This is a genomic window from Pseudomonas multiresinivorans, assembly GCF_012971725.1.
GTDB classification, from domain to species: domain Bacteria; phylum Pseudomonadota; class Gammaproteobacteria; order Pseudomonadales; family Pseudomonadaceae; genus Pseudomonas; species Pseudomonas multiresinivorans.
On sequence record NZ_CP048833.1, the window covers coordinates 795,774 to 818,788 of the forward strand.

Annotated in this window: 20 protein-coding genes and 1 rRNA gene; 14 read left to right on the forward strand and 7 right to left on the reverse strand. The window is 64.2% G+C overall.

What is annotated here, in order from left to right:
* Nucleotides 1–109: 109 nt before the first annotated feature.
* Nucleotides 110–2,536: a TonB-dependent siderophore receptor gene (locus G4G71_RS03645; protein WP_169935440.1), complete on the forward strand. Its 2,427-nt coding sequence runs from the start codon at nucleotides 110–112 to the stop codon at nucleotides 2,534–2,536.
* A 151-nt stretch (nucleotides 2,537–2,687) separates the two neighbouring features.
* Here G4G71_RS03645 and adhP read toward each other — a convergent pair whose 3' ends face one another.
* Nucleotides 2,688–3,722 (reverse strand): alcohol dehydrogenase AdhP, encoded by a 1,035-nt coding sequence (gene adhP / locus G4G71_RS03650; RefSeq protein WP_038803792.1) that lies wholly within the window; start codon nucleotides 3,720–3,722, stop codon nucleotides 2,688–2,690.
* Nucleotides 3,723–4,053: 331 nt separating this feature from the next.
* Between adhP and purE the strand changes: the two genes are divergently transcribed.
* The 4 genes from purE (at nucleotide 4,054) to G4G71_RS03670 (ending at nucleotide 6,709) form a co-directional block, all read left to right on the forward strand.
* A complete protein-coding gene (purE, locus tag G4G71_RS03655; protein ID WP_024766741.1) occupies nucleotides 4,054–4,545 on the forward strand; it encodes a 5-(carboxyamino)imidazole ribonucleotide mutase in 492 nt (163 codons plus the stop codon).
* A gap of 8 nt (nucleotides 4,546–4,553) precedes the next feature.
* Nucleotides 4,554–5,639, forward strand: coding sequence for a 5-(carboxyamino)imidazole ribonucleotide synthase (locus G4G71_RS03660; RefSeq protein ID WP_169935441.1), 1,086 nt, complete (start codon nucleotides 4,554–4,556; stop codon nucleotides 5,637–5,639).
* A 196-nt stretch (nucleotides 5,640–5,835) separates the two neighbouring features.
* Nucleotides 5,836–6,081 (forward strand): GlsB/YeaQ/YmgE family stress response membrane protein, encoded by a 246-nt coding sequence (locus tag G4G71_RS03665; protein WP_169935442.1) that lies wholly within the window; start codon nucleotides 5,836–5,838, stop codon nucleotides 6,079–6,081.
* 85 nt (nucleotides 6,082–6,166) lie between these two features.
* Complete coding sequence (locus G4G71_RS03670; RefSeq protein WP_169935443.1) at nucleotides 6,167–6,709, forward strand: DUF3299 domain-containing protein; 543 nt, start codon at nucleotides 6,167–6,169, stop codon at nucleotides 6,707–6,709.
* Between the two features lie 101 nt (nucleotides 6,710–6,810).
* Here the strand turns inward: G4G71_RS03670 and G4G71_RS03675 are convergent, their stop codons facing one another.
* The 3 genes from G4G71_RS03675 to G4G71_RS03685 form a co-directional block, all read right to left on the reverse strand.
* Entirely contained in the window at nucleotides 6,811–7,722 is a 912-nt protein-coding gene (locus tag G4G71_RS03675) for a D-hexose-6-phosphate mutarotase (RefSeq protein ID WP_169935444.1), read from the reverse strand.
* An 81-nt stretch (nucleotides 7,723–7,803) separates the two neighbouring features.
* Nucleotides 7,804–8,484 carry a GNAT family N-acetyltransferase gene (locus G4G71_RS03680; RefSeq protein ID WP_169935445.1) on the reverse strand — a complete coding sequence of 227 codons (681 nt, stop codon included), beginning with the start codon at nucleotides 8,482–8,484 and terminating at the stop codon, nucleotides 7,804–7,806.
* A 12-nt stretch (nucleotides 8,485–8,496) separates the two neighbouring features.
* A complete protein-coding gene (locus tag G4G71_RS03685) occupies nucleotides 8,497–8,946 on the reverse strand; it encodes a GNAT family N-acetyltransferase (protein ID WP_169935446.1) in 450 nt (149 codons plus the stop codon).
* A gap of 116 nt (nucleotides 8,947–9,062) precedes the next feature.
* Between G4G71_RS03685 and pdxR the strand changes: the two genes are divergently transcribed.
* From pdxR to G4G71_RS03705, 4 genes are all read left to right on the forward strand, one after another.
* A complete protein-coding gene (pdxR, locus tag G4G71_RS03690; RefSeq protein ID WP_169935447.1) occupies nucleotides 9,063–10,529 on the forward strand; it encodes a MocR-like pyridoxine biosynthesis transcription factor PdxR in 1,467 nt (488 codons plus the stop codon).
* A 178-nt stretch (nucleotides 10,530–10,707) separates the two neighbouring features.
* Complete coding sequence (locus G4G71_RS03695) at nucleotides 10,708–11,676, forward strand: HlyD family secretion protein (RefSeq protein WP_169935448.1); 969 nt, start codon at nucleotides 10,708–10,710, stop codon at nucleotides 11,674–11,676.
* Nucleotides 11,663–12,595, forward strand: a complete 933-nt coding sequence (locus G4G71_RS03700) for an ABC transporter ATP-binding protein (RefSeq protein WP_169935449.1) — start codon at nucleotides 11,663–11,665, stop codon at nucleotides 12,593–12,595. The genes G4G71_RS03695 and G4G71_RS03700 overlap by 14 nt, the downstream gene beginning before the upstream one ends.
* Nucleotides 12,592–13,677, forward strand: a complete 1,086-nt coding sequence (locus G4G71_RS03705) for an ABC transporter permease (protein WP_169935450.1) — start codon at nucleotides 12,592–12,594, stop codon at nucleotides 13,675–13,677. The genes G4G71_RS03700 and G4G71_RS03705 overlap by 4 nt, the downstream gene beginning before the upstream one ends.
* Before the next feature lie 25 nt (nucleotides 13,678–13,702).
* Here G4G71_RS03705 and G4G71_RS03710 read toward each other — a convergent pair whose 3' ends face one another.
* Together G4G71_RS03710 and G4G71_RS03715 are read right to left on the reverse strand one after the other, a co-directional pair.
* Nucleotides 13,703–13,873, reverse strand: coding sequence for a hypothetical protein (locus tag G4G71_RS03710; RefSeq protein WP_169935451.1), 171 nt, complete (start codon nucleotides 13,871–13,873; stop codon nucleotides 13,703–13,705).
* Nucleotides 13,866–14,426: an HdeD family acid-resistance protein gene (locus G4G71_RS03715; protein ID WP_169935452.1), complete on the reverse strand. Its 561-nt coding sequence runs from the start codon at nucleotides 14,424–14,426 to the stop codon at nucleotides 13,866–13,868. The genes G4G71_RS03710 and G4G71_RS03715 overlap by 8 nt, the downstream gene beginning before the upstream one ends.
* A gap of 468 nt (nucleotides 14,427–14,894) precedes the next feature.
* On the opposite strand from G4G71_RS03715, the gene betI reads away from it, so the two are divergent.
* The 3 genes from betI (at nucleotide 14,895) to betA (ending at nucleotide 18,820) form a co-directional block, all read left to right on the forward strand.
* Nucleotides 14,895–15,488, forward strand: coding sequence for a transcriptional regulator BetI (gene betI / locus G4G71_RS03720; protein ID WP_054909619.1), 594 nt, complete (start codon nucleotides 14,895–14,897; stop codon nucleotides 15,486–15,488).
* Nucleotides 15,489–15,534: 46 nt separating this feature from the next.
* The gene (gene betB, locus G4G71_RS03725) at nucleotides 15,535–17,007 is read left to right on the forward strand and encodes a betaine-aldehyde dehydrogenase (protein ID WP_169935453.1); all 1,473 of its coding nucleotides are present in this window, start codon (nucleotides 15,535–15,537) and stop codon (nucleotides 17,005–17,007) included.
* Nucleotides 17,008–17,137: 130 nt separating this feature from the next.
* Nucleotides 17,138–18,820: a choline dehydrogenase gene (gene betA / locus G4G71_RS03730; protein ID WP_169935454.1), complete on the forward strand. Its 1,683-nt coding sequence runs from the start codon at nucleotides 17,138–17,140 to the stop codon at nucleotides 18,818–18,820.
* Between the two features lie 52 nt (nucleotides 18,821–18,872).
* Here the strand turns inward: betA and G4G71_RS03735 are convergent, their stop codons facing one another.
* Entirely contained in the window at nucleotides 18,873–19,277 is a 405-nt protein-coding gene (locus G4G71_RS03735) for an acyl-CoA thioesterase (protein ID WP_017521585.1), read from the reverse strand.
* Nucleotides 19,278–19,537: 260 nt separating this feature from the next.
* Here G4G71_RS03735 and G4G71_RS03740 point away from each other — a divergent pair, with 260 nt between their 5' ends.
* Nucleotides 19,538–20,857, forward strand: coding sequence for an MFS transporter (locus tag G4G71_RS03740; RefSeq protein WP_169935455.1), 1,320 nt, complete (start codon nucleotides 19,538–19,540; stop codon nucleotides 20,855–20,857).
* 565 nt (nucleotides 20,858–21,422) lie between these two features.
* Nucleotides 21,423–22,959 (forward strand): 16S ribosomal RNA (locus G4G71_RS03745).
* Nucleotides 22,960–23,015: the final 56 nt, after the last annotated feature.

The following is a 23,015-nucleotide window of genomic DNA, read 5'->3' on the forward strand; positions in this document are numbered from 1 at the left end:
GAAGTTTTTTTCGAAAAAGGGGTGAGGTACTGCGGCGGCTGCTCCGTGTAGTGGTCATGAATGCGATTTATTCGCATGTGTAGTCCGACCTTCGAGCAAGAGAGCCCCGATGATCCCGCTGCGCCGCGCTGTTCCCGATCTGTCTTTGAAACCCCTTGCCGCCGTCGTGCTCGGCGCTGCCCTGGTCGCCGCGCAGGCTCCCTCCGTACGGGCCGAGAATGCCGCCGCCGGCGCTGCCCTGCAGGCGCGCTTTGGTTTCGCCATCGCCTCTCAGCCGCTGCCCCAGGCGCTCAGCGAGTTCAGCCGAGTGACCGGCCTCAGCGTGGTCTATACCGACGAGGCGCCGTACGACTTCAAAGCCCCGGCGGTCTCCGGCCAGCTCAGCACCAACGACGCGCTGAATCGCCTGCTCGCGGGTTCCGGCTACCGCTTCCGCGCCCTCGATGGCCGCACCCTGACACTGGAGCGCCTGCCGGCCGATACCCTGAGCCTCACCGACACCACCGTCACGGGCCAGGCGGCGTCGACCAGCTACCAACCGGCACCGGTCGCCTCCATCGGTCGCACCGACACGCCGGTGCTGGAAACCCCGCAAAGCATCGTCACTGTCCCGGCCCAGGCGCTGCGCGACCAGAAACCGCGCAACCTCGACGACGCCCTCGGCAACATCAGCGGTGTGACCCAGGCCAACACCCTCGGCGGCACCCAGGACGCGGTGATGAAGCGTGGTTTCGGCGATAACCGCGACGGCTCGATCATGCGCGACGGCCTGCCCTCGGTGTTGGGCCGTAACCTCACCGCCACTGCTGACCACGTCGAAGTGCTCAAGGGCCCGGCCTCGCTGCTGTACGGCATCCAGGACCCGGGCGGCATCGTCAACGTGGTGAGCAAGAAGCCGCAGCTGCAGCAGTACAACGCCGTCACCCTGCGCGGCTCGACCTATGCCCACGGCAAGCAGGGCAGCGGCGCGCAGATCGACACTACCGGCGCGCTGGGGGAGAGCAACCTGGCCTACCGGCTGATCGTCGATCACCAGGACGAGAATTACTGGCGCAATTTCGGCCAGCAGCGCGAGACCCTCGTCGCGCCGTCGCTGGCCTGGTTCGGCGAGGACACCACGGTGAACCTCAGCTACGAGCACCGCGAGTTCAAGACGCCGTTCGACCGTGGCACCGCCATCGACCCGCGCACCAACAAGCCGCTGGATATCCCGCGTACGCGTCGCCTGGACGAGCCCTTCAACATCACCGAAGGCCGCTCCGACCTGACTCGCCTGGACGTCGAGCACCGCATCGACGATGCCTGGAAGGCGCATTTCGCCTACGGCTGGACCCGCGAGACCTACGACGACAACCAGGCCCGCGTCACCAAGGTCAACAGCAATGGCACCCTGACCCGCCGCACCGACGCCACCCGCGGCGCGGTGAGCAGCGACAGCTTCGCCACCGCCGGGCTGAGCGGCGACCTGCAACTGGGCGGCTTCCGCCATGAAGTGACCTTCGGCATCGACAGCGAGAAGCGCAAGATCTACCGCGCCGACCTGATCCGCGACACGAAGAACACCACCTTCAACTACCTCGACCCGGTCTACGGGCAGATTTCCCCGGCCACCGCAGTCAGCCCCGGCGACAGCGACCAGACCGACAAGCTGCGCAGCGACTCGTTGTTCGTGCAGGACTCCTGGCACCTGGACGACCACTGGATTCTGGTCGCCGGCGGGCGCTACCAGATGTACGACCAGTACGCCGGGCGCGGCCGGCCGTTCAAGGCCAACACGGATATCAGCGGGCAGAAGTGGGTGCCGCGTGCCGGGGTGATCTACAAGATCAACGACGAAATGTCGCTGTATGGCAGCTACACCCAATCGTTCAAGCCCAACTCCACCATCGCGCCGCTGTCCACGGGCGAGGTGATCGACTCGGCGATCCAGCCGGAAGAGGCGACCTCCTGGGAGATCGGCGGCAAGCTCGACATCCCCGGCCGCGTTACCGCCAACCTGGCCTTCTTCGACATCCGCAAGCGCAACGTGATGGTCACCCAGCTCGACGCCAACGGCGACAGCCGCGTCAGCACCGCCGGCAAGGTGCGCTCCTATGGCGCGGAACTGGATGTCACTGGCCAACTGAGCGAGAACTGGAACCTGATCGGCAGCTACGCGTGGCTGGACGCCGAAGTGACCGAAGACCCGGTGCTGGAGGGCAACCGCCTGCAGAACGTAGCCAAGGAAACTGCCTCGCTGGCGGCGGTATACGACGCGGGGTCGATCTTCGGTGGCGACAGCCTGCGCCTGGGCGGTGGGCCGCGCTACGTGGGCAAGCGCGCGGGCGACCCGTCCAATTCCTTCGAATTGCCGTCCTACACCGTGGCCGATGCCTTCGCCAGCTACGACACGAAGCTGGGTGGCCACAACGTCGGCTTCCAGTTCAATGTGAAGAACCTGTTCGACCGCGAGTACTACCCGTCGGCGGCGAACAACCTCTACGTCGCAGTCGGCGAGCCGCGGCAGTTCGAGATTTCGACCACTGTGGAGTTCTGATTCGTAGGAGCGGACTCTGTCCGCGATGCGCCTGAATGCCGGCCTGCCGGCCGGGTCGCGGATGAATCCGCTCCTACAGGGCAGCTTTTGTAGGATGGGTATCGCTGCGCTCCACGCCATCCTACGCAGAGCTTGGTGTTTGGAGCGGGGCCTACATCTCGACCACGATCCGCCCTTCGATCTGCCCGGCGCGCATGCGGTCGAGGATGGCGTTGATGTCATCCAGCTTGCCGGCGGCGACGGTGGCTTTCACCAGGCCCTCGCCGGCGAAGTCCAGGGCTTCCTGCAGGTCCGCGCGGGTGCCGACGATGGAGCCGGTGATGTGCAGGCCCTTGAGCACCACGTCGAAGATCGGCGTAGGGAAGTCGCCCGGCGGCAGGCCGACCAGCGACACGGTGCCGCCCCGGCGGGCCATGCCGATGCCCTGGCCGAAGGCGCTGTTGGACACGGCGGTGACGACCACGCCGTGGGCGCCGCCGATATCACGCTGCACCACTTCCACCGGGTCCTCTTTCTTCGCATTGACGGTCAGGCTGGCGCCGAGCTTGCGCGCCAGCTCCAGCTTGGCGTCATCCACGTCCACGGCGACCACGTGAAGGCCCATGGCCTTGGCGTACTGCACGGCGACGTGGCCCAGGCCACCGATGCCGGAAATGGCCACCCACTGGCCGGGGCGCGCTTCGGTTTCCTTCAGGGCCTTGTACACGGTGACGCCCGCGCAGAGGATCGGCGCGATTTCGGTGAAGCCGACATTCTTCGGCAGGATGCCGACGTAGTTCGGGTCCGCCAGCACGTATTCGGCGTAGCCGCCGTTCACCGAGTAGCCGGTGTTCTGCTGGCTCTCGCAGAGGGTTTCCCAGCCGGTCAGGCAGTGCTCGCAGCAGCCACAGGCGGTGTACAGCCAGGGCACGCCAACGCGGTCGCCTTCCTTCACGCGGGTGACACCGGCGCCGACCGCAGCGACGAAGCCGACGCCTTCATGGCCAGGAATGAAGGGCAGGCTCGGCTTCACCGGCCAGTCGCCTTCGGCGGCGTGCAGGTCGGTGTGGCAGACGCCGGAGGCCTCGATCTTCACCAGGATCTGCCCGGGGCCGGGCAGCGGGACTTTGACTTCCTCGATCCGCAGCGGCTCGCCAAAGGCGTGGACGACAGCGGCTTTCATGGTCGTGGGCAGGGTCGTGGACATTGCGCTCGCTCCTTGAAGGGTGAGGGACCTGCCCCGTCCGGGACAGGAACGTATCAGAAGAGTCTGAGCCAGTGAGCCTAGGCCATCTTGAGCTGTGGCAAGCTTTTCCGAAGTCTCTTCGGAGGTCGTTGCAGGCATCTTCGATGCAGGAATGACGAAATCGGGACCAACGGTCATGCCCAGTGCACTCCGTCGTGCCCTTTGCGGTATACTGCGCCGCCTTCAAGCCGGCACTGCCCGCCGGTTTGGCCACGTACAAGCCACGCCCTCACGGAGTCGTGGCTTGTTGGTTTCTGACGCGCCCAAGAGCGCACTTGAGAGAGGCACGACGATGAGCGCACTGGTTGGCGTGATCATGGGTTCCAAATCCGACTGGAGCACCCTGAGCCACACCGCAGACATGCTGGACAAGCTCGGCATTCCGTATGAAGTGAAGGTGGTTTCCGCCCACCGTACTCCGGACCTGCTGTTCCAGTACGCCGAAGAAGCCGATGGCCGCGGCATCGAAGTGATCATCGCCGGCGCCGGCGGTGCCGCCCACCTGCCGGGCATGTGCGCCGCCAAGACCCACCTGCCGGTCCTCGGCGTGCCGGTGCAGTCCTCCATGCTCTCGGGCGTCGATTCGCTGCTGTCCATCGTGCAGATGCCCGCGGGCGTCCCGGTCGCCACCCTGGCCATCGGCAAGGCCGGTGCGACCAACGCCGCCCTGCTGTCCGCCAGCATCCTGGGCGCCAAGTACCCGAAATATCACGAGGCGCTGAAGCAGTTCCGCGCCACCCAGACCGAGACGGTGCTGGACAATCCCGATCCGCGCGAGGCCTGAGCAGAACCATGAAGATCGGTGTCATCGGTGGCGGCCAGCTGGGCCGCATGCTGTCCCTGGCGGGCACCCCGCTGGGCATGAACTTCGCCTTCCTCGACCCGGCGCCGGACGCCTGCGCGCAAGCCCTGGGCGAGCACATCCGCGCTGACTACAGCGACCAGGACCACCTGCGCCAACTGGCCGACCAGGTCGACCTGGTGACCTTCGAGTTCGAGAGCGTCCCGGCCGAAACCGTGGCCTTCCTCTCGCAGTTCGTGCCGGTCTACCCGAACGCCGAGTCGCTGCGCATCGCCCGCGACCGCTGGTTCGAGAAGTCCATGTTCAAGGACCTGGGGATTCCGACCCCGGCCTTCGCCGACGTGCAGTCCCAGGCCGACCTCGACGCCGCGGTGGCCAGCATCGGCCTGCCGGCAGTGATGAAGACCCGCACCCTGGGCTACGACGGCAAGGGCCAGAAGGTCCTGCGCAAGCCCGAGGACGTGACCGGTGCCTTCGCCGAACTGGGCAGCGTGCCCTGCATCCTCGAAGGCTTCGTGCCCTTCACCGGCGAAGTGTCGCTGGTGGCGGTGCGTGCCCGTGATGGCGAGACGCGCTTCTACCCGCTGGTGCACAACACCCACGAGAACGGCATCCTGCGCCTGTCCGTGGCGAGCACCGAGCATCCGCTGCAGCAGCTGGCCGAGGACTACGTCGGCCGCGTGCTCGACAAGCTGGCCTACGTCGGCGTGATGGCCTTTGAGTTCTTCGAGGTCGACGGCGGCCTGAAGGCCAACGAGATCGCCCCGCGCGTGCACAACTCCGGGCACTGGACCATCGAAGGCTCCGAGTGCAGCCAGTTCGAGAACCACGTGCGCGCCATCGCCGGCCTGCCGCTGGGCTCCACTGCGAAGGTGGGCGAGAGCGCCATGCTCAACTTCATCGGCGAAGTGCCGCCGGTGGCCGAGGTACTGAACATCGCCGACTGCCACCTGCACCACTACGGCAAGGCCTTCAAGGCCGGGCGCAAGGTTGGCCACGCGACCCTGCGCAGCGCCGACCTGCCGACCCTGAAAGCGCGTATTGCCGAGGTCGAGGCGTTGATCGCCAAGGGCTGATCGTCACGGCGCTCCGAAACAAGCCGCGTCAATCACTGACGCGGCTTTTTTCATGCCGGGCTTCCACAACGCTGTAAGGCCGGCGAAACACCGGCAGTCGCTCTGGAACGCGGCAAAACACGGAACGCCGACGTTTCCTACACTGTCCCATGACAAGCGCGCACTCACCGCGCTCAACCCACAAGGAGGGTTTGTCATGGGATTAATCGGAACCATCGTCATCGGCCTGATCGTCGGACTCATCGCACGCTTCCTCAAGCCCGGCGATGACAGCATGGGCTGGATCATGACCATCCTGATCGGCATCGGTGGCTCGCTGTTGGCCACCTATGGCGGCCAGGCGCTGGGCATCTATTCGGCCGGCCAGGCGGCAGGCTTCATCGGCGCGGTGATCGGCGCCATCGTGCTGCTGGTCATTTACGGCCTGATCAAGAAGAATTGACGGTGAATTCCGGCCCTCTCCCACCAGGGGGGAGGGCGCTGGAGGAATATCCCGCCTGTGCCCGACCGGGCCTTTCGAGTCCACGATGCGCCGACCATTGCTCGCCTGCTGCCTGATATTGCTGACTTCCCTGGCGTCCGCCGCCGAACTCCCGGAAACCGACTGGCTGTCCCTGATGCCGCCCAGTGACCGCAAGGCGCTGGAAGACATGCCGGAAATCACCCACAACGGCCCCGAAGCCAACGGCACCTTCACCAACAAGGGCGGGCTCAAGCAGTCCGACAAGAAGCTGCCGCAGGTAATGTATTCGACCAGAACCGTTGCCGCGCTCAACGGCAAGGCACTGCGCCTGGGCGGCTACCCGGTGCCGCTGGAGAACGACGCCAAGGGCCGCGTCACCGAATTCTTCCTGGTGCCCTATCCGGGCGCCTGCATCCACGTACCGCCGCCGCCGCCGAACCAGATTGTGCTGGTGCGCTACCCCAAGGGCATCAGGATCGACGATATCTACAATCCGATCTGGGTCAGCGGCACGCTGAAGGTCGAGAAGGTCAGCAACGACCTGGCCGATGCGGCCTATGCCATCGACGACGCCAAGGTGCGGCCGGTGGAGGAGAGCGATCTGTAAGCTATTGCCCTCGTAGGAGCGGACTCCGTCCGCGATTGGCGTCCGGCGCGGACCGATCGCGGACGGAGTCCGCTCCTACGTATTGTCATACCGCTGAGTGATCAGCCCTTCAGCGGCTCACCCCAGATTTCCACGCTCATGGTCTCGCTGCGCCCCGGCGCCACGCTCATCACGTCGTCCCAGACCCGCGCGGTCTCGATGCACAGCATCTGCTGCCAGGCATCGTCGGGGAACTGCGACAGGCGCGCGGCCTTGTCGATCCAGGGGTTCCATACCACCGCCGAGCGCGAACCGCCGGCCTTGATGTGGATGTCGCGCCCCCAGGCCGGATCGCGGATCACCAGCGGCTTCTCCACGTCCAGGTAGATGCGGTCGGTTTCCCCGGCAATGCGCACCACGCCGTGTTGCTCGCGTAGCTCCCAGTTCTCCAGCGTTTCGACATAGCGGCAGCCCTGCAGCCCCTCGATGCTGGCCTGGCGCGCGTCGCCTACGGCGAAGTAAGTGTGCAGTGCCTGACTGATCGGCAGCGCCGCAGTGCCCAGGTTGTGGGTGGTCATTTCCAGCGTCAGGTGTTCGCCGAAGCGCATCACCAGCTCCAGCCGTGCGGAGTGCGCCCAGCCCGGCAGACCGTTGCGCGCGTCGAAGCTGAAGTGCACGGAAAGCTGGCCCAGCTCGTCGGCGATATCGTCCAGTTGCCAATCCACGGCGCGCACCAGGCCGTGGGCGGGTGGCTTGTCGCCCTGGTAGGCCGTACGGATTTCCACCGGGTTGCGTTCCAGGTTGCCGAACCAGGGCCAGCAGACGGGCGCGCCGCCGCGCAGGGACTGGCCATGGCGGTATTCGGCGGTGTCGCTCAGCCAGACCAGCGGTGGTTGCTCATGGGGCTGGTAGCTCAGCAGTTGCGCGCCCTGCTGGGCAATCAGGGCTTCACCATAAGCGGTATGGATACGCCAACAGGGCAGCTCATCGATCTGCACCTGTTCGACGCGGGGAGTCTGGATGTCGCTGCTCATGGTGGTCTCCGGGACTGCAATGCGAAAGGTTCAGTATCACCGATCCTCTCGCCGCCTGGCAGTTCCCGGAGAATGAAAAGATCAGCCCTGGCGCAGGTCTTCGAGGCGCTTGCGCTGCTGGCCGCCGGCATCGAGGTTGGATGCGTCGAGCCAGGCCTCGAAGGCTTGCTGGCAACGCGGCCATTCGCTGTCGATGATCGAGAACCAGGCGGTGTCGCGGTTGCGATCCTTCACCACGGTGGCCTGGCGGAAGGTGCCTTCATAGGTGAAACCAAGCCGCGCCGCCGCGCGCATCGAGCGGGCATTGAGCGCGTTGCACTTCCACTCCAGGCGGCGATAGCCCATCTCGAAGGCCCAGCGCGCCAGCAGGTAGACCGCCTCGGTGGAGGCTGGCGAGCGCTGCATCACGCGGCCGTAGGCGATATGACCGATCTCGATGCTGCCGTCCTTGGGGAAGATCCGCAGATAGCTGAGCAGGCCGACGGCGCGGCCGCTCGCGCGGTCGATCACGGCGAAGAACAGTGGGTCGTTGCTGGCCGCGTTCGCCGCCAGCCAGGCATCGAAGGGTGCCCGCTCGGGGAAGGGGCCGTACGGCAGGTAGTCCCATAGGACCGGGTCGGAGTCCGGGCCTTGCAGTGCTTGCCACAGGTCATCGCCGTGGAGGGCGACGTCCAGTGGCGCCAGGTTGATGGTGCGGCCGGTCAGCGTGCGGCGTTCGGGGCTGGCGGCGGGGCGCCAGTTCAGCAGGGGTTGGTCGTTCATGGGCGCTCCGGCTCAGAGGATCTTGCGGTACTGGACGAACCCGGAGCGATCGGCGATCCGGTCATAGAGGAACATGGCGTCGGTGTTGCTCTCGTGGGTCAGCCAGTGCACGCGCGAAGCGCCGTTCACGCGGGCGTCGGCGTAGACGTGCTCGATCAGCGCCGCACCGATGCCGCCGCCACGTTGGCCTTCGGCGACGTACAGGTCCTGCAGGTAGACGTAGTCGCCCTGGGTCCAGCAGGAGCGGTGGTAGATGAAATGCACCATGCCAATGGCTTCGCCGTCGCGCCAGGCGAGGGCGGCGTGCATCGGTTCGGCCGCATCGAGGAAGCGCTGCCAGGTGACGGCAGTGGTGGCCTCGTCGATGGTGGTCTTGTAGAAGCGCTGGTAACCCTGCCAGAGCGGCAGCCAGGCGGCGTGATCATCGGCGGTGATCGGGCGGATCTCGACAGCGGAAGACATGGTGACGACCTTGTGTGCGTTGGAGTGCTTCCAGCCTAGGCGCGGAATTGGTTCTGCTAAAGAGCCATTCATGATCAAATCAAAGGAACCATTGTCGTTTTCCTGGAAGCTGTCCCATGAGTGTTCCGCTGCCTTTCAACCCTTCCGGCATTCGCCTCGATCCTGCCCAACCGCTGGGCCTGCAGCTGTTCCAGGCGCTGCGCGAGCGCATCCTCGATGGCCGCCTCGCGGCGCGTTCGCGGCTTCCGGCCAGCCGCGACCTGGCGGCGTCGCTGAACGTCTCGCGCAACACCGTGGTGCGCGCCTACGAGCAGCTCTACGCCGAGGGTTACATCGAGGGCCGCACCGGCGATGGCACCTATGTGGCCGAGCGGGTGCAGCCTTCGGTCGAGACGATCCGCAGCGAGGCGCGCAGCCCGGACGCGCCGTCCCTTGAACGGCTGGCGCGGCATCACCTGCCCCTGCCGCCCACTGGCGAACCGCGTGCGTTCCGGGTAGGGGTGCCAGCCTTCGACCTGTTTCCCTTCGATACCTGGGCGCGGCTGCAGGCGCGCTTCTGGCGCGATCCGCCGCTGGATTGCCTGGGCTACGGCGACCCGGCCGGCGAGCAGCGCCTGCGCGAGCTGGTCGCTGCCTACCTGCGGACGACTCGCGGGCTGCACTGCGACGCCGGGCAGATCATCATCACCAGCGGCGCCCAGCAGGGCATTGCGCTGTGCGCCCAGGTGCTGCTGGCCGCCGGCGATGGCGCTGCCATCGAGAACCCTGGCTACCGCGCCGCCGGGCATGCGTTCGCCACAGCGGGGGCGCACCTGCATGGCGTTGCGGTGGACACGGACGGTCTGCGCACCGACCAACTGGAACAATTGCCGGATTGCCGGCTGGTCTACGTCACGCCTTCGCACCAGTACCCCACCGGGGTGACGCTCTCGCTGGCGCGCCGCCTGGAGTTGCTGGAATGGGCCGAACGCAGCGACGGCTGGATCGTTGAGGACGACTACGACGGCGAGTACCGCTACAGCGGCACGCCGCTGATGCCGCTGGCGGCGCTGGATCGGCACGACCGCGTGCTCTACGTCGGCACGTTCTGCAAGATCGCCTTCCCGGCGTTGCGCCTGGGCTATCTCGTCGTGCCGCCGGCGCTGGCGCAGGCCTTTGCCCGCCGCCGGGCGCTGGACGTACGCCACTCCGAGGTCGGCACCCAGCGGGTGATGGCCGACTTCATCGCTGAAGGGCACTTCCAGCGGCATGTCCGCCGCATGCGCCGTGCCGCCCGCAGTCGCCGCGATGCATTGCTGCGTGGTTGGCCGGAAGTGGACGGCTGCGCGCCGATGCCGGCGGTGGAGGCGGGCCTGCATTTGTGCGTGCGGGTCGATAGCCGCCAGCGTGAACTCGAACTGGTGCAACGCGCGGCGGCGGTAGGCGTGGAAGTTAACGCGCTGAGCGACTACTGGCTGCCGGACTCCCCCGAGGCCGAGGATGAGCGCGCCGGACTGGTTCTCGGCTTTGCGGCCGTGCCTGAAGCCCGGATTGCCAAGGCGCTGGACCAGCTGCGAAGAGCCTGGCCGACAAAACCGGCGTAATCATGGCCGTTTCCCGAAGCGACATCGGTCATCTCTGACAGCTATCTCCCTGACCCCCGCTCATCATTCCCTGCACCGGGAATCCAGATGCTGGCTTCCCAAAAGCGGTACTGAATCTTCTTTCAGCGCCGCGCGGTAGGCCTGCAAAGGTCGTTGGGGTGATGGAGCAGAGTGTCGGATGATTTCCCTCAAGCGGGGCCTGTGGTTGCTCATGGTGTTCGGGTTGTACGGGTGTGATGGTGAAAGCACGCATCCACTCATGGGGACGCTGGAATGGGATCGCGTTTGCATACTCGCCGAGGTCGCCGAACCTGTCTTGAGCTGGAGTGTGGTGGAGGGCGAAAAGGTCGAAGCCGGGCAGCTTCTGCTCAGTCTCGACCCTCAGCGTCAGGACGCGCAGATCGCCCAGGCCAGGGCCACGCTGGATCGCGTCAGGTGGCGAGCCCAGGAACTAACGAACGGTTCGCGCAGTGAAGACGTCGAGGCGGCTCGGGCCAGGGTTTCCAGTCGCCACGCAGCGCAGCTCGAGGCGCAGCGGCGTTATGAGCGCGTGGAGCAACTGCACATGCGCGGGATGGCGACGAACGCGGAGCTGGACCGGGCGCGGGCCGACCGCGATCAGATGAGCAGCGCCGATCGGGCCGACAGTGCCAATCTCAAGGCGTTGGTCAGTGGCGCGCGCGCCGAACAGCTCGAGCAGGCCAGCGCGGATGTGCGAGCCGCCGAGGCCAGTCTCGCCCTGGCGACCGCTGTGCGCGGACGGCTGGACATTCGCGCGCCGCGGGCCGGGCGGGTCGATGCGCTCCCTTTCCGTCCGGGAGACCAGCCGCCGCAAGGCGCTGAGGTCGCCAGCCTGCTGGTCGGTGAGGTGCCGTACGTACGCTTGTTCATCCCCGCGTCACGCCGTGCAGGTATCGCCGTCGGCGACCGCCTTGTCGTTCAGGTGGAAGGCGTAAGCCAGCCTTTTGCGGCGCGCATCCGCAGCCTGCGCAGCGAAGCCAGCTTCACCCCCTACTATGCGCTGGCGGGCAAAGACGCCAGTCATCTCAGCTACCGCGCGGAAGCCGTCCTGGAAGACGAGGCCGCCCGGCAATTGCCGGCGGGCCTGCCCGTTCAGGCGAGGTTCGAAGCAAATGTCCAGCACTGACATCGTCATTCACTCTCGCGGATTGACCAAGAAGTTCGGCGATCTCCTTGCCGTCGATCACCTGGACCTGGATGTGCGTCGGACCGAAATCTTCGGTTTCCTGGGCGCCAATGGCAGCGGCAAGTCCACTGCCATCCGCATGCTCTGTGGTCTGTTGCGCCCCACCTCGGGGGAAATCGAGGTCCTGGGCTGCAGAATTCCCCGTGATGTCGAATCGCTGAAGGGGCATATCGGCTACATGACCCAGAAATTCTCCCTGTATGAGGACCTTTCCGTCGCCGAAAACCTCGAGTTCCTCGGGCGCATCCACGGTATCCGCGGGCAGCCGCTGCGCTCGCGGGTCGACGAGATGTTCGAGCGCTACCGCCTGACCGAGCTGCGCCAGCAACTGGCCGGAACCTTGAGTGGCGGGCAGAAGCAGCGGCTTGCCCTGGCCGGGGCGGTACTGCACCGGCCGAATATCCTGCTGCTGGATGAGCCCACCAGCGCTGTCGACCCGAAATCGCGCCGGGACTTCTGGGACTCGCTGTTCGAACTGGCCGAGGGCGGAGCGACACTGCTGGTCTCCACGCACTACATGGATGAGGCCAAGCGCTGTACCCGCCTGTGCATCCTCGACGCTGGCCGAGTTGCCGTCGACGGCAGCCCTCAGGATCTGATGCGCTCATTGCCGGGCAGGGCGCTGCTGATCGAATGCGATGAGCCCAGGCGGGTGCAGCGGCTGCTGGAGGAGGTCGACGAGGTGATCGGGATGTCGCAGATCGGCGGCACTCTGCGGGTGCTCTGTGCAGATCCGGAGGTTGCCGTGGACTTGAAACCCAGGCTCGCGCGCTGTGGGGTGGAGGTGACCATCACGCTGGCCGAGCCGAACCTGGAGGATGTCTTCGTCAACGCGACATGCCCCAGGAGCGTTGCATGAACTGGTTTCGAATCCAGACCATCATGCTCAAGGAGTTGCGCCAGCTGCGGCGGGATCGGATGACCTCGTGCATGGTGGTGATCATTCCGCTGCTGCAGCTGGTGCTGTTCGGCTACGCCATCAACCTGGACGTGCGGGGGCTGAGTGCCGCGGTTCTCGACCTTTCCGACACGGCGGTCTCCAGGGAGGTCGTCGCGGAGATTGGTGCCAGCCAGGTACTCGATCTGCGTTACTGGCTGCATTCGGCAGAGGAAGGGGATCGCCTGCTCCGCGCGGGACGCATCCATGCGGTGCTGACCGTACCGGCCGACTTCGCGGCGCGGCTCGCCCGTCATGACGTGCAGCGTCCGCCCCTGCAATTGGTGGTGGACGGCTCGGACCTGACGATTCAGGCGTCCGCACGGCAACTGACCGAATACCGCCCGCCCGGCTGGAGATCGATGTCTGCCCTGGAGGTCGTGAATCTGTACAACCCCGAGCGGCTGACGCAGGTGAACACCGTGCCGGGGCTGGTGGGACTCATCCTCGCCCTGACCATGGTGCTGTACACCGCCAACGGCATAGTGCGGGAGAGAGACCAGGGCAACATGGAGATGCTCATCTCCACACCGGTCTCGCCCTGGGAGCTGGCGCTCGGCAAACTGCTGCCCTTCGTCGGCATAGGTATCATCCAGGCGTCGATCGTGCTGCTGGCCGGCAACCTGCTGTTCCAGGTCCCATTACGCGGCTCGTTGCTGGAGCTGTACATGGCTCTGTTGGTGTTCATTCTCGCCAACCTGACGCTGGGAGTGCTGGTCTCTACCATAGTGAACAGTCAGTTCCAGGCGCTGCAGCTGGCCTTCCTGATCTTCGTTCCGCAGATACTGCTGTCCGGCTTCGCCTTTCCCTTCTCGGGCATGCCGCCGCTGGCGCAATGGATCGCCGAAATCCTGCCCATGACCCACTTCCTGCGCCTGGTGCGGGGGATCATGCTGCGCGGCGCGCCGCTGATCGAGCTGTGGCAGGAGATGCTGATGCTTTCGGCCTTCGCGGTCATGATGATGACCATCGCCGTGACGCGCCTGAACAAGTCACTGGGGTGATCCGCCCGGACAGGCCCGCGTTGACTCACTGGCGCGGCAGGCCGTCGCGCTCCGCCCAGTAGGTCTGCTTGTGGCCGCGGGCCTGGTAGTCCCGCGCCAGGGCTTCGGCCTCGGCGCGGGTCAGTTGGCGGCGCATGATGAAGCGGTTGCCGTTGTCGTCCAGGCGCAGTAGGCACCAGTCCCGCTCATCAGGCATTGAAGGTCGAGGTCTTGCGCAGGCGCAGTGCGAGCAGGATCAGCAGCACGCCGAAGAACACTGAGTAGGCGCCGATCACCCAGGCTACGGCGATCGCTCCGGCCCCCGGGTTGCCGATCATCAGCACGCCGAACAGCACCGATATCGCGCCGGAAAGTCCCAGCCACCACTCGTTCTGCAGCGCCTTGCGCAGACGGATCGCGGCGATGATCTGCAGCACGCCCATCACCAGCGCCCAGCCGGCGATCAGCATGAGCAGGCCCAGTGCAGTCAACTGCGGCCAGAGGAAGGCGACCAGCCCGGCCGCTATCCCCAGCAGACCTACCAGTACCAGCGGCCACAGGGGCCGTCCTGATTCGCGCATCTGCGCGGCGGCGATCAGGGTGAACAGGCCGTCGACGAAGGCGTAGGCGCCGAAGAACAGCACCATCACAGTGAGTACGATGCCCGGCCAGACCATGGCCAGGATGCCAAATAGCAGGGCAGCGACGCCGCGCAGGGCGATCCATTTCCAGTGGCGGCCCAGGGCCTGCCAGAGCGGGTGTTGCGACATGACGGCGATCCTCGCGAGGGGTATGGCTGAAACCATAGCTCTGCCGATTCCCCAGCGCTTGCGCCAGGTCATGCCGGCCACTGTAGGAGCGAGCTTGCTCGCGAATCGAGTTCACCGGCAGCGCCGTCGCTGGGCGGTTCGCGAGCAAGCTCGCTCCTACAACGAGAACCCAAAAAAGAAAGCCCGGCACGGGCCGGGCTGTGAAGGGCCCGTCGCAACGGGCGGGTGCCGTCTGGTGACGTCACCGGGGAGAGCGTGCCGCGACACATCCGGCGCGGATTCTGCGATCCTTGCGGGTTGGAGTGCGGTGCAGTGATGAACGGTACAGGCCCCGCCATGCGGGCGCCTCAAGGCGTTGATACAGCGCAGCATATTCTTAGTTGATTGAGCGTTCAATAAAAAACGAATAGACTGGCCCACAGTATCGCCGGACGGCACAGGTACGCCCGGCGAAGAGGAGATTGAAAAATGCCCAAGGTCGGTATGCAGCCGATTCGCCGCTCCCAGCTGATCCACGCGACCCTCGAGGCGGTGGACCAGGTGGGCATGAGCGACGCCAGCATCGCCCTGATCGCCCGCCTGGCGGGGGTCTCCAACGGCATCATCAGCCACTACTTCCAGGACAAGAACGGGCTGCTGGACGCGACGATGCGACATTTGATGTCGGCATTGAGCAAGGCTGTCGCCGAGCGCCGCGCTACCTTGCGCAACGACGAACCGCGCTCGCATCTGCGCGCCATCATCGCCGGCAACTTCGACAGCTCCCAGGTCAACGGCCCGGCCATGAAGACCTGGTTGGCGTTCTGGGCCAGCAGCATGCATCAGCCGCAGCTGCGTCGCCTGCAACGGATCAACGACCACCGGCTGTATTCGAACCTGTGCAGCCAGTTCCGCCGCGAACTGCCGCTGGCCCAGGCCCGCAGCGCCGCTCGCGGGCTGGCCGCGCTGATTGACGGCCTCTGGCTGCGGGGCGCGCTCTCGGGCGACGCCTTCGACACCGAGCAGGCGTTGGCGATTGCCTACGACTACCTCGACCAACAACTGGCCAAGCGCCCCGGATAGCGGGCGCAGCCTTGCGCTGACACCGACAAGAGAGGACCACCGCACCATGGCTCGATTCGAAGTACAGAAGCTCTACATTGGCGGTCGCTACGTGGAAGCCACCAGCGGCGCCACCTTCGAGACCATCAATCCGGCCAACGGTGAAGTCCTCGCCCAGGTACAGCGCGCCTCGAAGGAAGACGTAGAGCGCGCCGTGCAGAGCGCGGTGGAAGGGCAGAAAGTCTGGGCAGCGATGACCGCCATGCAGCGCTCGCGCATCCTGCGCCGCGCCGTCGATATCCTCCGCGAACGCAATGACGACCTGGCCGAGTTGGAGACCCTCGACACCGGCAAGCCGCTGGCCGAAACCCGCTTCGTCGACATCGTCACCGGCGCCGATGTACTTGAGTACTACGCTGGCCTGGTGCCCGCCATCGAAGGCGAGCAGATCCCGCTGCGCGAGACCAGCTTCGTCTACACCCGCCGCGAGCCACTGGGCGTGGTCGCCGGTATTGGCGCCTGGAACTACCCGATCCAGATCGCCCTGTGGAAATCCGCGCCGGCCCTGGCCGCCGGCAACGCGATGATCTTCAAGCCCAGCGAAGTCACCCCGCTGTCCGTGCTCAAGCTCGCCGAGATCTACACCGAGGCCGGCCTGCCCGATGGCGTGTTCAACGTCCTCACCGGCAGCGGCCGCGAAGTCGGCCAGTGGCTGACCGAGCACCCCGTCATCGAGAAGATTTCCTTCACCGGCGGCACCTCTACCGGCAAGAAGGTCATGGCCAGCGCCTCCAGCTCCTCGCTCAAGGAAGTCACCATGGAGCTGGGCGGCAAGTCACCGCTGATCATCTTCGAGGACGCGAACCTCGACCGCGCCGCTGATATCGCCGTCATGGCCAACTTCTTCAGCTCCGGCCAGGTCTGCACCAACGGCACGCGGGTGTTCATCCCGCGCAACCTGCAGGCGCGCTTCGAGGCCAAGGTACTGGAGCGCGTGAAGCGCATTCGCCTGGGCAACCCGCAGGACGAAAACACCAACTTCGGCCCGTTGGTGAGCTTCCCACACATGGAGAGCGTGCTCTCCTATATAGAGTCCGGCAAAGAACAGAAGGCCCGCCTGCTGTGCGGTGGCGAGCGCGTCACCCAGGGCGAGTTCGGCCAGGGCGCCTACGTCGCGCCTACCGTGTTCACCGACTGCCGTGACGACATGACCATCGTCCGCGAGGAAATCTTCGGGCCGGTCATGAGCATCCTCGTCTACGACACCGAAGACGAGGCCATCCGCCGCGCCAACGACACCGAGTACGGCCTCGCCGCCGGCGTCGTTACCCAGGACCTGACCCGCGCGCACCGAGCGATTCACCGCCTCGAAGCGGGCATCTGCTGGATCAACACCTGGGGCGAATCGCCGGCCGAGATGCCGGTTGGCGGATACAAGCAATCGGGTGTCGGTCGTGAGAACGGCCTGACCACCCTGGCTCACTACACTCGCATCAAATCCGTACAGGTAGAGCTGGGCGACTACACCTCGGTGTTCTGATCGCCGCGATCGAGCCATGAAAGGCCGGTCGCAGGCATGACTCCCTGACCACCGGCCATCTTCGAACACGCAGACACCGGCGCGCACGCGTCGCGGGCGGTGTCGTGCCTGAAAAAAGAGGAAGGCCTGCATGTCCCAGGAATACGACTACATCATCATCGGCGCTGGATCGGCCGGTAACGTACTGGCCACCCGCCTGACCGAGGACGCGGACGTCAACGTCCTGCTGCTCGAAGCCGGTGGTCCGGACTACCGAGCCGACTTCCGCACCCAGATGCCCGCCGCCCTGGCCTATCCGCTGCAGGGTCGCCGATATAACTGGGCGTACCTGACCGATCCGGAACCACACATGAACAACCGCCGCATGGAATGCGGGCGCGGCAAGGGCCTGGGCGGCTCCTCGCTGATCAACGGCATGTGCTACATCCGCGGCAACGCCATGGACTTCGATGGCTGGGCGCAGGAGAAGGGCCTGGAAGACTGGACCTACCTCGACTGCCTGCCGTACTTCCGCAAGGCCGAGACCCGCGACATCGGCCCCAACGACTACCACGGCGGCAGCGGCCCGGTGAGCGTCACCACGCCCAAGGCCGGCAACAACCCGCTGTTCCACGCCATGGTCGAGGCCGGCGTGCAGGCCGGCTATCCGCGTACCGAAGACCTCAACGGCTACCAGCAGGAAGGCTTCGGTCCGATGGACCGTACCGTCACCCCACAGGGCCGTCGCGCCAGTACCGCTCGTGGCTATCTGGACCAGGCCCGCGGGCGGCCGAACCTGACCATCGTCACCCACGCGCTGACCGACCGCATCCTGTTCAGTGGCAAGCGCGCCATCGGCGCAACCTACCTGCACGGTGATGACAATGATCTGAAGGAAGTGCGTGCACGCCGCGAAGTGCTGGTGTGTTCCGGCGCCATCGCTTCTCCGCAGTTGCTGCAGCGATCCGGTGTCGGCCCGTCGGCCCTGCTGCGCGATCTGGGCATTGAAGTCGTGCATGACCTGCACGGCGTTGGCCAGAACCTCCAGGACCACCTGGAGATGTACCTGCAGTACGCCTGCAAGCAGCCGGTGTCGCTGTACCCGGCGCTGCAATGGTGGAACCAGCCGCAGATCGGCGCGGAATGGATGTTCCTCGGCACCGGCCTGGGTGCGAGCAACCAATTCGAGGCCGGTGGCTTCATTCGCAGTCGTCCGGAATTCGAGTGGCCGAATATCCAGTACCACTTCCTGCCGGTGGCGATTAACTACAACGGCAGCAACGCGGTGAGCGAGCACGGCTTCCAGGCCCATGTTGGCTCGATGCGCTCTCCCAGCCGTGGCCGGATCAACCTGACTTCCCGCGATCCGCGCAAGCACCCGAGCATCCTGTTCAACTACATGTCCTGCGAGCAGGACTGGCAGGAGTTCCGCGACGCCATCCGCATCACCCGCGAGATCATGAACCAGCCGGCGCTCGACCCCTATCGCGGCCGCGAGATCAGCCCGGGCCTGGACAAGCAGAGCGATGCAGACCTCGACGCCTTCGTCCGCGAACATGCGGAAACGGCTTTCCACCCGTCCTGCTCCTGCAAGATGGGCGATGACGACATGGCGGTGGTCGATGGCGAGGGTCGCGTGCACGGCATGGAAGGGCTGCGGGTGGTCGATGCGTCGATCATGCCGCTGATCATCACCGGCAACCTCAACGCCACCACTATCATGATGGCCGAGAAGATCGCCGATAAGGTTCGCGGTCGCCCGGCGCTGCCGCGCAGCACTGCTGACTACTTCAAGGCTGAAGGTGCACCGGTGCGCGGAAAACCGCAGCGCTGATTCCGTAAGGCAGAGACGAAAACGCCGGCGAGAGAGCCGGCGTTTTCAGTTTTCAGCCACGACGCGGAGGAACCGGGCGGGTACGACCGCTGCCGTCGATGGCGACGAAGACGAACACCGCCTCGGTGACCTTGCGCCATTCGCTGGACAGCGGGTCGTCACTCCACACTTCGACGAGCATGCGGATCGAGCTTCGGCCCACTTCCAGGGTCTGGGTATAGAAGGAGAGCTGCGCGCCGACAGCGACCGGGACCAGGAAGGCCATGCGGTCGATGGCTACCGTGGCTACGCGGCCACCGGCAATGCGGCTGGACATGGCGGTTCCGGCGAGATCCATCTGCGCCACCAGCCAGCCACCGAAGATGTCGCCGAAGCCGTTGGTCTCGCGCGGCAGGGCGGTGATCTGCAAGGCCAGGTCGCCCTGCGGGATGGGATCTTCTTGTTCAAGCTCGATCATAGGTAAGGGCCTCGTGCCCCCGGCGTACTCATGGTGAGGTTATGGAAAAACTCTCCCAAGACACCTGCCGGTGCAAGGCCTTGGGACAGCTTTTGATCGGCCCGGCTGCATTATATAGAAGCAGGGCCCTGTGCGACGACCGCAGGACTTCGAGATTTTCCCGTGGGCGCGTCCGCTGTGTCGTCTTCGCGCAATTTGCTATGGTGCGGCACCTGCGGCTGCCGGCCGCAGCCACCTTGCCTGCAGAGATAAAAAGCACCATGCCTTCTGTGAACGCTCCTGCCGCGCCTGCGTCACGTCCGTTGACCCGCAGCGACTACAAGACTCTCTCGTTGTCCGCCCTGGGCGGCGCCCTGGAGTTCTACGACTTCATCATCTTCGTCTTCTTCGCCACCGTGGTCGGCAAGCTGTTCTTCCCCGCCGACATGCCGGAATGGCTGCGCCAGCTGCAGACCTTCGGCCTGTTCGCTGCCGGTTACCTGGCGCGCCCATTGGGCGGCGTGGTCATGGCCCACTTCGGCGACCTGCTGGGCCGCAAGAAGATGTTCACCCTGAGCATCTTCCTGATGGCCGTGCCCACACTGATCATGGGCCTGCTGCCGACCTACGAGCAGATCGGCATCTGGGCGCCGCTGGTGCTCCTGCTGCTGCGCGTCATCCAGGGCGCTGCCATCGGTGGTGAGGTGCCGGGCGCCTGGGTGTTCGTGGCCGAGCACGTCCCGCATCGCCACGTGGGCTATGCCTGCGGCACGCTCACGTCGGGTCTGACCGCCGGCATCCTCATCGGTTCGCTGGTGGCGACTCTGATCAACAGCGTCTTCAGTGCCGAAGAAGTGCACGGCTATGCCTGGCGAATCCCGTTCCTGCTGGGTGGCATCTTCGGGCTGTTCTCCGTCTACCTGCGCCGATGGCTGCACGAGACGCCGGTGTTTGCCGAGTTGCAGCAGCGCAAGCAACTGGCGGAGGAAGTACCGCTGGGTGTGGTGGTGCGTGAGCATCGCCCGGCGGTGGTGCTGTCCATGCTGCTGACCTGGGTGCTGTCTGCCGGCATTGTGGTGGTGATCCTGATGACCCCGTCGGTACTGCAGACCGTTTATGGCTTTGACGCGGCCACTTCGCTGAAGGCAAACAGCCTGGCCATCGTCTGCCTGAGCGTCGGCTGCATCCTGGCCGGTCGCCTCGCCGACCGTTTCGGCGCGGGTCGTACCTTTATAGTTGGAAGCATCCTGCTGGGTGTCGTCTCCTGGACCTTTTACACCAGCTTGAAGGCGCATCCGGACTGGCTGTTCCCGCTGTATGCGATTACCGGCCTGTGCGTCGGCGTCATTGGCGCGGTGCCCTATGTCATGGTCAACGCCTTCCCGCCGGTGGTGCGCTTTACCGGGCTGTCCTTCTCCTACAACCTGGCGTACGCCATTTTCGGTGGCCTTACCCCGATGGTCGTCGCGCTACTAATGAAGGAGGACCCACTGGGCCCGGCTTATTATGTGGTGGCACTTTGTGTGGTCGGCCTGCTGGTCGGTGCCTACCTGCTGCGCCAGGAGCGCCTTCTGCGAGGGCAGGAGATGGCTGTAAACTGATCGACCGGACAGTTTTTTGCAGAAAGTTTAAATTAGTCGTTGACGCTCAATTTAAACTCCCTATAATGCGCACCACTCCCAGCGACGAAGCGCTGAAAGAACTTGAAAATCAAGTACTTACAAAGATTCAAAGATGGGAGTGGTGATCAGGCGGGTGATTCACTTGCCACTCTTCATTAGCTGCTCCGGCAGTGAGCTGAAAAGAAGATCGCCGAGGTGCTTGACAGTGAGCTTGATCGCTGTAGAATGCGCCTCCCGCTGATGAGAAGGTCTCCTTCACTGAGGCCCAAGCGATTGAGTAGAAAAGAAATTTTCGAAAAATAAAGCTTGACGAAAGATGAGGTTAGCGTAGAATGCGCGCCTCGGTTGAGACGAAAGTCTTAACCAACTGCTCTTTAACAAGTTGAATCAAGCAATTCGTGTGGGTGCTTGTGATGTAAGACTGATGATCGACTGATTATCAGCAACGCAAGTAACACTCGTGAATTCGAGAGTTTTAGCTCATTAAATTGAGCATGCGATTGCTGAGCCAAGTTTAGGGTTTTCTCAAAACCCAAGCAGTATTGAACTGAAGAGTTTGATCATGGCTCAGATTGAACGCTGGCGGCAGGCCTAACACATGCAAGTCGAGCGGATGATGGGAGCTTGCTCCCGGATTCAGCGGCGGACGGGTGAGTAATGCCTAGGAATCTGCCTGGTAGTGGGGGACAACGTTTCGAAAGGAACGCTAATACCGCATACGTCCTACGGGAGAAAGCAGGGGACCTTCGGGCCTTGCGCTATCAGATGAGCCTAGGTCGGATTAGCTAGTTGGTGGGGTAAAGGCCTACCAAGGCGACGATCCGTAACTGGTCTGAGAGGATGATCAGTCACACTGGAACTGAGACACGGTCCAGACTCCTACGGGAGGCAGCAGTGGGGAATATTGGACAATGGGCGAAAGCCTGATCCAGCCATGCCGCGTGTGTGAAGAAGGTCTTCGGATTGTAAAGCACTTTAAGTTGGGAGGAAGGGCAGTAAGTTAATACCTTGCTGTTTTGACGTTACCAACAGAATAAGCACCGGCTAACTTCGTGCCAGCAGCCGCGGTAATACGAAGGGTGCAAGCGTTAATCGGAATTACTGGGCGTAAAGCGCGCGTAGGTGGTTTGGTAAGATGGATGTGAAATCCCCGGGCTCAACCTGGGAACTGCATCCATAACTGCCTGACTAGAGTACGGTAGAGGGTGGTGGAATTTCCTGTGTAGCGGTGAAATGCGTAGATATAGGAAGGAACACCAGTGGCGAAGGCGACCACCTGGACTGATACTGACACTGAGGTGCGAAAGCGTGGGGAGCAAACAGGATTAGATACCCTGGTAGTCCACGCCGTAAACGATGTCGACTAGCCGTTGGGATCCTTGAGATCTTAGTGGCGCAGCTAACGCGATAAGTCGACCGCCTGGGGAGTACGGCCGCAAGGTTAAAACTCAAATGAATTGACGGGGGCCCGCACAAGCGGTGGAGCATGTGGTTTAATTCGAAGCAACGCGAAGAACCTTACCTGGCCTTGACATGTCCGGAATCCTGCAGAGATGCGGGAGTGCCTTCGGGAATCGGAACACAGGTGCTGCATGGCTGTCGTCAGCTCGTGTCGTGAGATGTTGGGTTAAGTCCCGTAACGAGCGCAACCCTTGTCCTTAGTTACCAGCACGTTATGGTGGGCACTCTAAGGAGACTGCCGGTGACAAACCGGAGGAAGGTGGGGATGACGTCAAGTCATCATGGCCCTTACGGCCAGGGCTACACACGTGCTACAATGGTCGGTACAGAGGGTTGCCAAGCCGCGAGGTGGAGCTAATCCCATAAAACCGATCGTAGTCCGGATCGCAGTCTGCAACTCGACTGCGTGAAGTCGGAATCGCTAGTAATCGTGAATCAGAATGTCACGGTGAATACGTTCCCGGGCCTTGTACACACCGCCCGTCACACCATGGGAGTGGGTTGCTCCAGAAGTAGCTAGTCTAACCGCAAGGGGGACGGTTACCACGGAGTGATTCATGACTGGGGTGAAGTCGTAACAAGGTAGCCGTAGGGGAACCTGCGGCTGGATCACCTCCTTAATCGAAGATCTCAGCTTCTTCATAAGCTCCCACACGAATTGCTTGATTCACTGGTT

Excerpts from the sequence above, each read along its gene's own strand:
- G4G71_RS03645 (WP_169935440.1), top strand. The coding sequence starts at position 110 with ATGATCCCGCTGCGCCGCGCTGTTCCCGATCTGTCTTTGAAACCCCTT.
- adhP (WP_038803792.1), bottom strand. The coding sequence starts at position 3,722 with ATGTCCACGACCCTGCCCACGACCATGAAAGCCGCTGTCGTCCACGCC.
- purE (WP_024766741.1), top strand. The coding sequence starts at position 4,054 with ATGAGCGCACTGGTTGGCGTGATCATGGGTTCCAAATCCGACTGGAGC.
- G4G71_RS03660 (WP_169935441.1), top strand. The coding sequence starts at position 4,554 with ATGAAGATCGGTGTCATCGGTGGCGGCCAGCTGGGCCGCATGCTGTCC.
- G4G71_RS03665 (WP_169935442.1), top strand. The coding sequence starts at position 5,836 with ATGGGATTAATCGGAACCATCGTCATCGGCCTGATCGTCGGACTCATC.
- G4G71_RS03670 (WP_169935443.1), top strand. The coding sequence starts at position 6,167 with ATGCGCCGACCATTGCTCGCCTGCTGCCTGATATTGCTGACTTCCCTG.
- G4G71_RS03675 (WP_169935444.1), bottom strand. The coding sequence starts at position 7,722 with ATGAGCAGCGACATCCAGACTCCCCGCGTCGAACAGGTGCAGATCGAT.
- G4G71_RS03680 (WP_169935445.1), bottom strand. The coding sequence starts at position 8,484 with ATGAACGACCAACCCCTGCTGAACTGGCGCCCCGCCGCCAGCCCCGAA.
- G4G71_RS03685 (WP_169935446.1), bottom strand. The coding sequence starts at position 8,946 with ATGTCTTCCGCTGTCGAGATCCGCCCGATCACCGCCGATGATCACGCC.
- pdxR (WP_169935447.1), top strand. The coding sequence starts at position 9,063 with ATGAGTGTTCCGCTGCCTTTCAACCCTTCCGGCATTCGCCTCGATCCT.
- G4G71_RS03695 (WP_169935448.1), top strand. The coding sequence starts at position 10,708 with ATGATTTCCCTCAAGCGGGGCCTGTGGTTGCTCATGGTGTTCGGGTTG.
- G4G71_RS03700 (WP_169935449.1), top strand. The coding sequence starts at position 11,663 with ATGTCCAGCACTGACATCGTCATTCACTCTCGCGGATTGACCAAGAAG.
- G4G71_RS03705 (WP_169935450.1), top strand. The coding sequence starts at position 12,592 with ATGAACTGGTTTCGAATCCAGACCATCATGCTCAAGGAGTTGCGCCAG.
- G4G71_RS03710 (WP_169935451.1), bottom strand. The coding sequence starts at position 13,873 with ATGCCTGATGAGCGGGACTGGTGCCTACTGCGCCTGGACGACAACGGC.
- G4G71_RS03715 (WP_169935452.1), bottom strand. The coding sequence starts at position 14,426 with ATGTCGCAACACCCGCTCTGGCAGGCCCTGGGCCGCCACTGGAAATGG.
- betI (WP_054909619.1), top strand. The coding sequence starts at position 14,895 with ATGCCCAAGGTCGGTATGCAGCCGATTCGCCGCTCCCAGCTGATCCAC.
- betB (WP_169935453.1), top strand. The coding sequence starts at position 15,535 with ATGGCTCGATTCGAAGTACAGAAGCTCTACATTGGCGGTCGCTACGTG.
- betA (WP_169935454.1), top strand. The coding sequence starts at position 17,138 with ATGTCCCAGGAATACGACTACATCATCATCGGCGCTGGATCGGCCGGT.
- G4G71_RS03735 (WP_017521585.1), bottom strand. The coding sequence starts at position 19,277 with ATGATCGAGCTTGAACAAGAAGATCCCATCCCGCAGGGCGACCTGGCC.
- G4G71_RS03740 (WP_169935455.1), top strand. The coding sequence starts at position 19,538 with ATGCCTTCTGTGAACGCTCCTGCCGCGCCTGCGTCACGTCCGTTGACC.